Below are 13,517 nucleotides of genomic sequence, written 5' to 3'. Positions count from 1 at the left end.
AATGATTCTACTGAAGCAAAGTAACCTAGATTACAATTACTAAGTTAAGTATTTTATTCTTAATCCTATAACACAAATACTCTAGGTCCACTCGGGAGAATGAAAGTTTCAATTAGTTGCAAACGCCTTAATTATCCCTATTTTTCGTTCATTGTATAATATCACCAATAATTTTTCAAAGGAGTCGTTAGATGATTAAAGCCATTTTAGTAGATGATGAGAAGCTTTCTCTTGATTTATTAACTAAACAATTGCATGCATTTCCGGAAATTGAAATTGTTAAGGCTTATTCGTATCAGACAAATATTCTAGAAGATATAAAACAAGAAATGATAGATGTTGCTTTTTTAGATATCGAGTTAACTGAAGGTAGCGGCTTAGATTTAGCTGAATCTATTTTATCGATTAATGAATCCATATTTATTGTTTTTGTTACAGCCCATGCCCAGCATGCTGTCAAAGCATTTGAAATCAATTCTATTGATTATTTATTGAAACCTGTTATGCCCAAAAGATTAAAAACGACGGTTGACAGATTAATAGAAAAAATCAAGAAAAATAGAGAGGATGAAGCTCCAAAAGAAAAAATACCACTTTATATTCAATGCTTCGGCGAGTTTAACGTTTTTCTAAATAAAGAGCCACTTCAATTTAAAACATCTAAAGTAAAGGAATTATTTGCATTCCTCTTTACTTATATGGATACATACGTCCACCGAGATCATCTAATTGAAAACATATGGCCAAATCAGGATAGTAAAAAAGCCAAGATAAACCTTCATACATGTCTAACATACTTAAGAAAAATGTTAAACACTCTTGGTTATTCAAATTGCATTAAGTTTGCCAATCAGAGCTATATCTTATCCATTCCGAATATCCATTCAGATTTAAAAATATTTAATGAGGCTATACATAGTTTCAAAAAGAATGATATTAAATCCATTAGTAGTGCAGAAGAAGCAATAAGTCAATATACCGGTTCATACATGCAATGGAATTATTACGATTGGGCAAATGATATCGCACAGGAAAAACTTACTATTACTATGTATTTGTTAGACAGTATTATTGAGTATTATTACATTAACCATACAGATAAAGCCCTGTTTTACCTTAGCTTGCAACGCAAATTGAATCCATATATGGATAAAAATATTCAGCAAACCATGAACCTTTTAATAAAAAGAGGAAATCGGAATGAAGCGATCATATTATATAAAAATTATAAAGCCTTACTCTCTACCGATCTAAATATAGACCCGGACCCAATTTTAATTAATTTATACCAAGAAATTAATAAATAAGAAAAGTCGATTATTTACTTGGCTTCAGTCTTGGCCGTTTTTAAAAATGTCTTTACTTCATCTATCGTTAAACCAATCTCTTTCGCTTTTAATATTAGATGAACCCATTCAGCGTCTAATTGTTTGTCATCCTTGCACATACTCATTATACCGTTCACCCACTTCATAATTTTTTGTTTATATCCTTTATATAATCATTCTCTTAAAACTCTCTTAAATTTTTAAAAACTTGGAGTGAAAATAAGCATTTAATGAAGTGAATAGTATAGGTAAAATAAAAGAAGTGAAAGAGCCTGCAAATAAGGCCTTCTTCACTTCTTCTTTTATTTCACCCTTAAATCATATTTAATCAGAAACCAAATTGATTCAATAGTAAGGATAAATATGATATAAGTAAGAGTGTGATTTAGTTTAATCATTAAAAAAAAGAGCTCCCTAATGTTTAGGAAGCTCACTAAATTAATCTATTAAAAGTGTATGAAGCTGGGATAGTAGTCGTTGTTCAATTCCTACTGTATACTCTTTTGATAAGTCTACGTGTAAACTCTCGGCTAATACAATTGAATTAGTATATGCTTGTTTTATACTTTTCTCATTAAGATTAGCAGTAATCGCCCTAAATTTTTCATATGAACGTTTACTCAAGTCTTTTTCAAGATTTTTAGTGGCATTTAGCCAACGTTCTACAGTATCTTCTTGTATTCTCATGAGTTGTAAAATTTGTTTTTGAACACCATTGAGAATTTCTAGTGATCGAGCATATTCCCCTCTTTTTAGCACATTAATACCGAATATCCAATAATTAACAAAACTATTAAAAGCAAAATTTATATTTTCATCTGTTTTTCTTATTGGATCGTCTTCATTAAGGTATTCTAAAAGAGGAAACAGTTTATTGGTGCTATCATAAATAAACATTTTCTCTGGATTTGGAAATACCCCTGTAGGTTTAAAGTCTTTAATGACACCCATCTTTTGTTCAGGTAGAAAGTGAAATTCTCCACGCACAAGGTTACTAAATATAGCTACTTGTGTACCATATTCATTGAAGAATATTAGTTCGACTGGAAATAATTCTTTAATCCAAGTATTTGAATCAAAATTAGCGTTCATGTGATTTTTAATGAAGATATAAAACTCAACATCAGAATATTGATCACCTTCACCTTTGGTAAAAGAGCCGTACATCAGTGCAGAAGCTATATGATTGTCTAACTCACATTTATTTTTAACACGCTCAATTAATTTTTTTTGAAATAACATATAAACCCCTCTATCTATTGTTTATTTTTCAATTTAAGATAGAGTGTTCTTTCACAACTGGAAAACATGCACAACACATAAGTAATGCTCCTTCCATCCTTTAAATCAATTTAATAATAGCATTTATACATTAAAACATCACTACCTGCCTCGTAAGTGTATAGATACATTCGTTTTGACACCAGAACCCCAATTAGCACTTACGTTAATCATTCATTTTTTTAAAGCGCGGCTTAATGAAATATAAACCAATAAAAAAGAATGCAAGCCCAAGCATCAAGCCCCAAAAATGCTTATCTAAGAATGCAAATAGGCCTACACTGAATGCTCCAAGCAAAAACATGATTTTCATCATTCTTATCACCCTAACTGTTTAGTGAATCAACTACAATCTTGGAAACAGTTAAGAACTGTTGTAGCTCCGAGAATACCAGCAGTGTTTATACATGCATAGCAAGCTGTTCCTGCTGTAGCCGGAACACCAACTGTACAAGCAACTCCACAACACCAACAATTGCTATAAATACAAACACTTTAGACGCTACACAAGACTGAGTACAATCCCATCTTTCGCCTAAACTTGCTTTAGCTATCATTTGATCGTCAAATTTATCTTATCCAACTGTACTTAAACCCTAGCTTACACATTGTTCGTTAAATGAGCTTAATACTTCTTCTGTAGAAGCATGTTCATAAACATGGACTTCTTCACTAATGTCTTTTTTTATACTATTGAGCAATAGCCCAAACCTTGGATGCAACCATATGGTTTTCATCCATATTTCCGCTTCATTCGAAAACACTTTTATATTCCCTGTCTACTGCAAATCTATATTCAATGAGTCAACATCTTCTACGACATCTTCATTGTTCATCTTAACAGATTTGAAGGAAACTGAATATTCAACTTCATCATCATATTTTACTCCTTAACAGTTCCTTTGTATGATATCGCATCTTAAAAAGATTCCGTCTTCAATTCACCTGACTGTTCTGTTTTGCTCATCTCAACTTTATTTTCATCAACATACATAGTCTTAGACATTACACTGTTTACAGATCTAACAATTTCTTTTCATAGCTTTCAATTTCACTTGGTTTTGCTTGGGCTTCAGGTATCCCCTATGACTCCAAAATCAATCTCACAGTCTAAAACAACAAAAAAACATGAACACTCCTTTTTATACAAGAGTTGTTCATGTTTGATTTTATCATTCTATTATACATGTATCCCATTTTTATCCTGAAAGATTACTTTTCTCACAGACATTGGAAGGAATCTCTTTTTATATATGTCGGCTATGAAATTCAAGATGACTGTAGGGATTTTCTTCGGGAACCATTTGTTGGCGTAATATCGGTAGTACGCATTCTGTAAGTCTGTCCATTGTTTATCGATGTTTTTCGAATTAAAACGAGCAATATCAATCAGTTTTATATTACCGTTTCGATCAATCATAATGTTGCGCAAATGGATATCTGACGGCTTCAGGCCTGCTTCTGTAGCTGAACGTAAGGCTAATTGGACAGACTCTATATGTTCAGTTTTTATATGAATACCTTTCTCTAAGCATTGGAAGAGCGTAAAGCCTTCTATATAGTCGATGACAATATAAGAATCACCATAATCATAAAGATGTGGATAATAGGGATTACCTTGAATTCGTTGATAATTTGCCGCTTCCACCTTTGCGATATCTTCCATTTGTGGGAAGTATACTTTTATAGCAATCGCTTGCTTCGTAATTTTGAAAACAAAAGCGCTTCTTCCAACACCAATCAGTTCTAGCTGGTCACTATATGATCTTAAAGAGGGGCGTCCCTCTACCATTTCAATTACTACACTGCTCGCTAGCTGATTAAATTCCATTCTAATCACCTCATTTGAAGGAACAACATAACTTTATGATGTTCGCTTTAGAGTAGTTTAGTATAGAAAGGCCATCACCTACAAATTTTAAGGTCCCTTCAAGTAAAAATGTATACATATAGAGAAGAAAATTACTTTCCTGTAATAATTGATACAAAAAATTTACAACTTATACTTCTGAATGACCTTTAGGATATGACCTCACAACTCCATAATGAAAGCTACCAAACGAGTGGTAGCTTCCAAAAAAATCATCGGGACAAACGCTCAATTGTCTTTGCAAGAAGAATGGTTCTTTCTGTTAATGTGTCAATTTCAATATACTCCTCTTTACTATGAGCATTCCCACCAACTGGACCTAGACCATCAACTGTAGGCACACCCGTTGCTGAAGTGAAAGAGGCATCGCCACCCCCACCCGTTGCAGTATTATGGACATGAAGACCAATTTCTTCGCCTACTTCTTGAATAATGTGTAATAGCTTTTCTGTTTGCTCGTTGTATTCCATTGGTGGTCTGCTAATTGCCCCTTCTAATTGAATTTCCGTTCCTCTCACTTCTGTATTGGCACATATTCTTTTAATCTTCTTTTCTAATTCTTGTGCTTGTTCTTTCTCAGTGATGCGAATATCAATATGAGCGACGGCATTATCAGAAATGGTATTAACAGAAGAACCACCAGAAATGATGCCTACGTTAACACTAATTCCCTGTTCATGATTTGTTAAATTATGCAGCTGGATGATTTTATAAGCTAGTTCTTCAATCGCACTCCTTCCCTTTTCTGGCTCAATACCTGAATGGGCGGCTTTGCCTTTAATAATGAGCTTATATCTTCCCCCGCCTCTTCTTGCTGTCACAAGTGAACCATCTTTTCTTGCCGGCTCCATAATAAGTGCATATTCTTTTCCCATCGATTGTTCCTCTATTAATTCACGCGATGACGGTGAACCAATTTCCTCATCACCATTTAAGATAATTTGCACGTTCTCACAGGCATTTGACCCACAGTGTACTAATGCTTTCATAGCATATAAAAGCTCAACTAAACTCGACTTCATATCAACGACACCAGGTCCATAAGCTCTGCTTCCTTTCATTTGAAACGGGCGCTTCTTCACCGTACCTTCAGGAAAAACCGTATCCATATGGGCTACCAGTATAATTTTGGGGTGCAGACTATGCTCATGTCGAATAACAAGGTGGTTGCCGTATTTTGCTTCTGTTTTCACCTCTACAACAAATCCAATTTCTTCGTATTTTTTCTGTAGAATTCTCCCGATTTCATCTATCCCTTTCTTTACATATGAACCACTATCAATATTGACAAGTTTTTCAATTAATTGCAGCATTTCTGTTTTTCGCTGTTGTATATATCCCTCCACCTTTTATACATCTCCTTTATCTATTTTTCCAACACACCAACACCCTTTTTTAATGGAAAATGGCAGGCAACATAGTGCTCTTCCTCATGGGCAATAAATGTTGGTTCCTCTTTCTTACATTTTTCTTGTGCATGTGGACATCGTGGATGAAAACGACAGCCAGAAGGAATATTGGTTGGGCTTGGAATATCACCCTCCAAAATAACACCTTCTTTTTTATTCCTTAACATCGGGTCAGGAAGGGGAACTGCTGATAAAAGTCCCTCTGTATACGGATGAAGGGGTTTTGAAAAGAGTTTTTCTTTTGTCGTTAGTTCAACAATTTTCCCAAGATACATGACCGCAATTTTATCACTAATATATTTAACTGCTGGTAGGCCATGTGCAATAAAGATAAAGGTTAATCGTAACTCTTTCTGTAATTTAGACATTAAATTAAGGATTTGTGATTGAATGGAAACGTCTAATGCAGATACAGGCTCATCACAAATAATGAGCTTAGGTTTTAATGCAATGGCCCGAGCAATGCCGATTCTTTGTCTCTGACCACCACTAAATTCATGGGGGTAGCGGTGAATATATGAACGATCAAGACCTACCTGATCCATCAACGACAAAACTTCTTCCTTCAATCTTTCACTACTTAAATTAAGATGGGTCAATAACGGTTCTGCAATAATATCAAATATTTTCATCCGAGGGTTTAACGAGGAAAAAGGGTCCTGGAAAATCATCTGCATTTCCGCCCGTTTCTTTCTTAGCTCTTGTTTGGATAGAGTGGAAAGGTCTACTCCTTGAAATATTATTTCTCCTTCTGTTTTTTCTAACATCTGCATAATTAAATTACCTGTTGTCGATTTCCCACAACCAGACTCCCCAACAATCCCTAATGTTTCCCCATCGTTCACATCGAAGGATATGTGGTCAACTGCTTTTAAGTATTGTTTTTCCTTCTTCCACCACCCTTCAGTCACATCAAAATATTTCTTTAAACCCCTTACACTTAAAATAACTGTCATGTCTTTGTCACCCCTCCTCTTCATATAACCAGCACTTCACTTGATGACGGTTATGGATGTTGGTAAGTACGGGCTCATTGTTCATACATTTTTCCATTACATATGGGCAACGTGTATGAAAGCGACATCCACTTGGCATAGCATTCGGATTGGGTACAGTTCCTTCGATGACTTGCAGTTTTTCTGTTTGTTCGTGGATTTTAGGCGTACTAGCTAATAAACTCTTCGTATAAGGATGAGCAGCTTCTTTAAACAGTGTAAACACATCCGTATATTCAACAACTTGACCAGCATACATGACAATCACCTGATCAGCCATCTCAGCTACCACGCCTAAATCATGTGTAATAAATAGAATAGAAGTTTGCTTGTCTTTTATCAGCTCTTTCATTAATTGGAGTATTTGCGCTTGGATAGTTACATCGAGTGCGGTTGTCGGTTCATCTGCAATTAATAGTTTCGGGTTACATGATAAGGCAATCGCAATCATTACACGTTGACGCATGCCTCCACTTAATAGATGAGGATAAGAATGATATATCTTCTCCGCACGAGCTATGCCTACTTTTTTTAAAATCTCGATACTTCTCTTTTTCGCCTCTTTTTTATCTACTTTTTGATGGATTTTAATTGCTTCAGAAATTTGATTACCTACTGTAAATAAAGGATTAAGAGAGGTGAGTGGTTCTTGAAATATCATCGCCATCTCATTTCCGCGCAATTTCCTTCGATCTTTTTTTGATAGTTTTGTTACATCATTACCTTCAAATATGATGGTGCCACTTTCAATTTTTCCAGCAGCATCTAGCAACCCCATAATAGATAAAGATGTTACACTTTTACCACTGCCTGACTCTCCTACAACAGCGACAGTCTCGCCTTTCTTTATCGTAAATGACACTCCGTCAACAGAAGGAATCACACCATCTTCCGTATAAAAATAAGTCTTCAAGTCACGCACTTCTAACAAGCTCTCTCGGTCCAACGCAATTCCCTCCTCCTACACTTTCTTTTCTCTCGGGTCTAACACATCTCTTAGCCAATCACCTAAGAAAATCATGCCTAGGACGGTGATTGTTATCGCTAAACCAGGAAATGCCGCCAACCACCAACTGGTTGCTACATAATCTCTACCATCACTTAAAATGCCCCCCCAAGAAATGGTCGGTGGTTGAATTCCTAAACCTAGAAAACTTAAAGAAGCTTCTAATATAATCGTGGTTGCCACGCTTAATGTAGAAATGACAATGAACGGGGAAATTACATTTGGCAATAAATGTTTTAGGATAATCTTATGATCCCTCACTCCCATAGACCTTGCAGCCCTGACAAACTCTCTTTCTTTTAAAGACAGTACCTCTCCTCGTATTAAACGAGCGTACTGCACCCAATTCGTTACACCTAATACAACAATCAACGTAAACGCACTTGGGCCAAAAACAGTCAAAATTACAAGCGCAAAGAGGATGGTTGGTATCGCTAAAAAGGAATCAACTATTCTCATTAAAATATTATCTAGGAAACCACCATAAAAACCTGAAACTAGACCGATAAAAATACCAATAATACCTGCCAAGATGACAGAGGCAACCCCAACAACTAAAGAAATTTGTGAGCCATAAATTATTCTGCTTAAAATATCTCTACCAAGATTGTCTGTTCCTAAAATATAGTCAGTAACCCCACCTTCTACCCAAGCCGGGGGTTTCAACATCATTGCCGCATTAATCTGGTTCGGATCGTGGGGTGCTAATAACTTCGCAAATATCGCTATAAAAATAATGAGTAATACGATTAGTAAGCCAATAGTACCCGTCTTACTTTTTAATAATAATCTGAGCCACCGCTTGAGGTGACCCTGCTTACTTTTCACTAAGACATCTAACAATTGGTTTTCCTTTGATTCCAAAACAACCACTCCTCCTTAGCGAAATGTAATGCGGGGATCCAATAATTTATAAAGAATATCTGCTAGTAGGTTCATAGCAATAACAATAAATGCAATAATAAACACACTAGCCTGTACGATTGCCATATCCCTTGTATTCACTGCTTGAATGAGTAGTTGTCCTAACCCTGGCCATGAAAATACGCTCTCGGTTATTAATGTGCCTCCGACAACGGTTGAGGTTTGTAGCGCGGTAATCGTAACAACTGGAATAAGGGCATTACGAAAAGCATGTTTATGGATAACAAAAAACTCTTTTAACCCTTTACTTCTTGCCGTACGAACATAGTCTTGGTTCATAATTTCTAACATACTTGAGCGAATAAACCGGGTCATCTCAGCAGCAATCCCTGTGCCAAGCGTAATTGCCGGTAAGATCAGATGACTCCATGTACCCCGCCCTGAAACCGGGAACCATCCTAACATGACGGAGAAAATCAAAATGAGCATAATCCCTAACCAAAAATTCGGCATCGCCTTCCAGATTACCGCTCCCCCTGTCGCTACGACGTCGATAGCAGAATTCTTCTTCGTCGCCGACCAAATACCAAGAGGGATAGCTATCATTATGGCCACAATCATAGCTGCTACAGCTAATTCAATTGTCGCCGGTAAGCGCTCCAACACAATAGGTAAGGCACTCGTGTTATAACGAAATGATTCACCAAAATCAAGTTGGGCAAGTCCGACCATATAGTTGAAATATTGAATATAAAAAGGCTCATTTAGCCCTAGTGATTCGCGAAGTTGTAATATATCCTCTTGACTCGCATCTTCAGGTAACATTAATGCAACAGGATCGCCTGCCACATAAACAAGGCAAAACACGATAAAAGAAATGATAAACAGCACCGGTATAATTTGAAGTAATCGTCTCATAATATATTTGCCCACTATTGTCCCCCTATAGCGAAAAGTAATAGAGATGGGGAAATGGATGGAACCATCCATTCACCCACGAATATCAGCTTTATTTATTCACTTGCTTTCCTTTTAATAGTTGGTGCATAAATCATTTCATCTGGGGTAGGAACAAAATCAATCGCATCATTTACACCGATATTGATTTTTTCCTCATGAAGCATAATATGTGGCACTTCTTCAGCGGCAATCGCTTCAATTTCTTGTATTTGCTTGGCTCGTTCTTCCTCATTCATATTGACGGCAGAGGTTGCGAGCAATTCTTCTATTCGATCATTCTTATAATCTGTATGCCCTTCAAAACGTTCAGCACGATACCAATCGACCGAGTAAGCACCGTCAAACATGGAATTACCTAGACCGATTAAATAAGCATCCTTATTCTCGTTAGCCGTACGCATTTCTACAAAATTACTCCATTCCATGAACTCGATATTTACTTTCACATTAATTTCCGCAAGCATACCCGCTATCATTTCTGCCACTTCTGCATCTTGTAAATAGCGCCCTTTCGGTGAATGCAAAGTCATCTCAAAGCCATCTGGATAACCTGCCTCAGCTAGTAATGCTTTTGCTTTTTCAATATCATAATTGTAAGTATCATAAAGGTCAGGATGATGCCCAAAATTACCTGGACCTACTCTTGTTCTTGTTGGAATACCTCCACCTTGCAAGACATTATCGGTAATCGCTTTGTTATTAATAGCAAAGTCTAGAGCCTGACGTACACGGACATCAGCAGTTGGAAGCCCTTCTGTCGCCCGCAAAATTAGCATTACGACTCGGTTTGACCTTTCTTGTACAATAGATGTCCCCTCATTACTATTCACTCGTTCCCAATCAGACGGAGGAATATTAACAGCCATATCAACCCCACCTGTTAAAAGCTCTGACACTCTTGTTGAGTTTTCTGGAATAACTCGGAAAACAAGCTCATCCCATTCTTCTACTTTTCCTGCGAAATAATTCTCATATGGTGTGAAAACGATGCGATTATCACGTTTCCATTCTTTGAATTGAAATGGTCCTGTACCAACAGGATTAGATAGAAAATGCTCCCAACCATTCTCTTCAATATAGTTCTTAGGCAAGATACCTGAACCAAGTCTGGATAAACGGTGGAATAAGGAAGGCTCTGGTGATTGTGTCACAATATTGAAAGTGAGCTCATCAATCACTTGAATTTCTTTTATCTGCTTATAATTGGGGTACTCCTGCAAAGTGTCATCTTTTGCTACTCTTTCTAACGTAAATTTCACATCCTCCGCTGTGAGAGGATCACCGTTATGAAAAGTAACACCTTCCTTTAGTTTTACCTGATAGGTCAAGTCATCGATTTTCTCATAGCCGGTGGCAAGCTCTGGATGAATATTGCCATCCTTATCTTTTTTAAACAAATAATTAAACATATTCACATGAATCGCTTCCGTCGACGTATTATTATGGTCATGAATATCAAATGTCACCATATCCGTTCCAACTGCAACGGTTAATACTCGATCATTTCCTTTCTCAATGACTGCTCCACCAGTCTCAGAACCGCCTCCCGAACAACCAGCTAGAGCGATGGCAACAACGACTAACAGGACAATCTTCCTCCAAACACTTCGCTTCAAATTGTTTCCCCCTATACGCTTATTTTTATAGGCAAGCCCTTTTCATCAGTTTATAAACGTGTAAGCAAAACTATGATAAAAATCGTTAAGGTTATGTTCTCAAACAGATTTTAATACGAACAAAAGAAATTCTGCAGAAGGGGAATATTATGAAATGTAAGGGAAACTAAGAGTAAAAAAAGGTTGGTTATTGCAATGTTACGAGAAGAACTTAAAGAGGTGATAATTATCTTTTCTTAGTCATATGGGATGTCCATTCATTGTAGACAATACGGGGATTGCATATATTTTAATGAAATTAGAAATTTATGTTAAATTATAAAAATGCATGGCGTGTTCGTAAATCCTAAATTTGAACACTTCTCTTCTGATTTATGGCTTGATATATTCGCAAAGATATATGTAAGCGTGTTAATGATTAGAAAACTAACAAAAAAGCCAGGATCAATAGAATTGATCCTAACTTCATTTACTTCTAACATCTCACATATTTCCGCTTAAAACCTAAACGACCTTTATCTAAGTCTTTTTGAATATTTTCATACGCATGAAGGACGCCATTCTTCTTTCTCTCTCTTTTGATTTCGATGGCTCCGATTTCCTCTGCCACTTCAGCTGCTTTTTCACTTAGAGGAATATAGGAGATCGCAACGGTATATAAGAAGTTATTCATTGATACCTTTGTTCTTAAAGGTGCGTCATAAATGTTCTCCTTCACCTGATCTAGCCTATCCGATAATTTGCTCTTGTCAAATTCGTCGTCTTTCCGATTACCTAATAACCAACAATAACAACTCCAACCAGCAGACATTCTCAGCTCATCCCCGCTGGCAATCCATTCATCGGCAACTTCCTGGGCAATCGGTGATTCAGCTAAAGTAACCGCTACAACATAGTCTGATAGCATATAAAAATACGCATCGTCTATCCAACGATTAAAATCTTCCTTTGTCATTGCTTTTGGGTCGGCAATAATGCCCGCAAAGTACATCGCATCATAATTTCCTGTTGCATATAACTCCTCAGCTAATGATTGATCAATCTTTATTTTTTTCACAAACGGTTTCATCGCTCCAGTTGCGACACCAAAAAGTGGCTCATGTGCACCGTTTGAGAGATAAATTTTTTTCGTTCGCTCTTTTCCTAATGCTTCTAATTCATTCATTACCTCTTTGAAATCCATCAACTAAAACACTCCTCTTCTAGGATACTGTTAAAACGATTTTCCCAGTATTCTCTCTATTCTCTATCATCTCATGTGCTTTTTTCACTTCATACAAGGAGTATTCTGCCCCTACTTTCACTTGGACATCCCCGTTTACCAATAACTTAAATACTTCATCGGCAACGGGCTTGATTGTATCTGGCCTTTTCTTTCTTGTCGTACCAAAACTAAAGCCAAGGACTGAACGACAACTGCTATGGAGAGCAGTTGTTGGGATCCTACCCGTTTGATTACTCGTATTGCCAAAATGCACAATCTTTCCATATAGAGCTAAACATGCAAAGCTTTCCTCAAATACAGAGCCAGAAACAGAATCTAAGATAAGATTAACCCCATCTCCATCGGTGTATTCATTTACTTTTGAAGAAAAATCCTCATACGTGATGGCCAAATCAGCTCCTGCTGCCAACACAGTGGAAAACTTCTCTTCCCTACTAACAGTGCCAATTACAGTTTTCGCACCAAATACCTTTGCCATTTGGATGGCTGTAGAGCCTACACCACCAGCTGCTGCATGAATGAGTACAGTCTCTCCTAATTGCATCCGTGCGATGTCCTTCAATAATTGGTAGGATAAAAAGGAAACAATAGGGCTTGCTGCTGCAGTAGTAAAATCAATCTCGTTTGGGATGGCAAATGTAAGTGCTTCGTTTGCCACAGTATATTGCGCATAAGATCCTTTTTCAGGAAAAGCTACTACTCTTTGCCCCACTTTAAATTTTTTGACTTCAGAACCTACCTCGGCAATCGTTCCTGCCGCTTCAAGGCCAAGAATCGTGGGACCTTCTATTTTCTTCTTCAACCCTTGGCGATTTTTAATATCAGCGTAGTTCACACTTGTTTTATCCACTTTTATGAGCACTTCATGAGCAGAAGGCCGTGGTATGTCTATATCCATTACTTGTAATACGTCTGAGGAACCATACGACTCTATCACTACGGCTTTCATTTTACATTCACCCT

General features: G+C 36.8%; 14 protein-coding genes. 1 reads left to right on the top strand and 13 read right to left on the bottom strand.

What is annotated here, in order from left to right:
* The first annotated feature begins 191 nt into the window (after nucleotides 1–191).
* Nucleotides 192–1,307: a response regulator gene (locus tag MKX83_RS04550; protein WP_341054330.1), complete on the top strand. Its 1,116-nt coding sequence runs from the start codon at nucleotides 192–194 to the stop codon at nucleotides 1,305–1,307.
* Nucleotides 1,308–1,321: 14 nt separating this feature from the next.
* Here the strand turns inward: MKX83_RS04550 and MKX83_RS04545 are convergent, their stop codons facing one another.
* The 13 genes from MKX83_RS04545 to MKX83_RS04485 all read right to left on the bottom strand — a co-directional run bounded on the left by MKX83_RS04545 (nucleotide 1,322) and on the right by MKX83_RS04485 (nucleotide 13,503).
* A complete protein-coding gene (locus MKX83_RS04545) occupies nucleotides 1,322–1,453 on the bottom strand; it encodes an anti-repressor SinI family protein (protein ID WP_341054327.1) in 132 nt (43 codons plus the stop codon).
* Nucleotides 1,454–1,766: 313 nt separating this feature from the next.
* A complete protein-coding gene (locus tag MKX83_RS04540) occupies nucleotides 1,767–2,570 on the bottom strand; it encodes a nucleotidyltransferase (protein ID WP_341054326.1) in 804 nt (267 codons plus the stop codon).
* Between the two features lie 205 nt (nucleotides 2,571–2,775).
* Nucleotides 2,776–2,925 carry a hypothetical protein gene (locus MKX83_RS04535; RefSeq protein WP_341049924.1) on the bottom strand — a complete coding sequence of 50 codons (150 nt, stop codon included), beginning with the start codon at nucleotides 2,923–2,925 and terminating at the stop codon, nucleotides 2,776–2,778.
* Nucleotides 2,926–3,205: 280 nt separating this feature from the next.
* Entirely contained in the window at nucleotides 3,206–3,346 is a 141-nt protein-coding gene (locus MKX83_RS04530) for a hypothetical protein (RefSeq protein WP_341054324.1), read from the bottom strand.
* 443 nt (nucleotides 3,347–3,789) lie between these two features.
* Nucleotides 3,790–4,440 (bottom strand): protein kinase family protein, encoded by a 651-nt coding sequence (locus tag MKX83_RS04525; protein WP_328198427.1) that lies wholly within the window; start codon nucleotides 4,438–4,440, stop codon nucleotides 3,790–3,792.
* A gap of 251 nt (nucleotides 4,441–4,691) precedes the next feature.
* Nucleotides 4,692–5,825 (bottom strand): M20 family metallopeptidase, encoded by a 1,134-nt coding sequence (locus MKX83_RS04520; protein ID WP_095370518.1) that lies wholly within the window; start codon nucleotides 5,823–5,825, stop codon nucleotides 4,692–4,694.
* Nucleotides 5,826–5,845: 20 nt separating this feature from the next.
* Nucleotides 5,846–6,844 carry an ABC transporter ATP-binding protein gene (locus tag MKX83_RS04515; RefSeq protein WP_341054322.1) on the bottom strand — a complete coding sequence of 333 codons (999 nt, stop codon included), beginning with the start codon at nucleotides 6,842–6,844 and terminating at the stop codon, nucleotides 5,846–5,848.
* A 7-nt stretch (nucleotides 6,845–6,851) separates the two neighbouring features.
* Entirely contained in the window at nucleotides 6,852–7,829 is a 978-nt protein-coding gene (locus MKX83_RS04510; protein ID WP_095370520.1) for an ABC transporter ATP-binding protein, read from the bottom strand.
* Nucleotides 7,830–7,844: 15 nt separating this feature from the next.
* Complete coding sequence (locus MKX83_RS04505) at nucleotides 7,845–8,753, bottom strand: ABC transporter permease (RefSeq protein WP_095370521.1); 909 nt, start codon at nucleotides 8,751–8,753, stop codon at nucleotides 7,845–7,847.
* 15 nt (nucleotides 8,754–8,768) lie between these two features.
* The gene (locus tag MKX83_RS04500) at nucleotides 8,769–9,686 is read right to left on the bottom strand and encodes an ABC transporter permease (RefSeq protein ID WP_095370522.1); all 918 of its coding nucleotides are present in this window, start codon (nucleotides 9,684–9,686) and stop codon (nucleotides 8,769–8,771) included.
* An 80-nt stretch (nucleotides 9,687–9,766) separates the two neighbouring features.
* Nucleotides 9,767–11,329: an ABC transporter substrate-binding protein gene (locus MKX83_RS04495; protein ID WP_341054320.1), complete on the bottom strand. Its 1,563-nt coding sequence runs from the start codon at nucleotides 11,327–11,329 to the stop codon at nucleotides 9,767–9,769.
* A gap of 475 nt (nucleotides 11,330–11,804) precedes the next feature.
* Nucleotides 11,805–12,512: a DNA alkylation repair protein gene (locus MKX83_RS04490; RefSeq protein WP_322910220.1), complete on the bottom strand. Its 708-nt coding sequence runs from the start codon at nucleotides 12,510–12,512 to the stop codon at nucleotides 11,805–11,807.
* 19 nt (nucleotides 12,513–12,531) lie between these two features.
* Complete coding sequence (locus MKX83_RS04485) at nucleotides 12,532–13,503, bottom strand: quinone oxidoreductase family protein (protein WP_307314976.1); 972 nt, start codon at nucleotides 13,501–13,503, stop codon at nucleotides 12,532–12,534.
* Between the last annotated feature and the right edge of the window lie 14 nt (nucleotides 13,504–13,517).

The organism is Cytobacillus sp. FSL M8-0252, from assembly GCF_038007345.1.
Lineage (GTDB): Bacteria > Bacillota > Bacilli > Bacillales > Cytobacillaceae > Cytobacillus > Cytobacillus kochii.
This window is presented reverse-complemented; position numbering and strand designations above follow the sequence as displayed.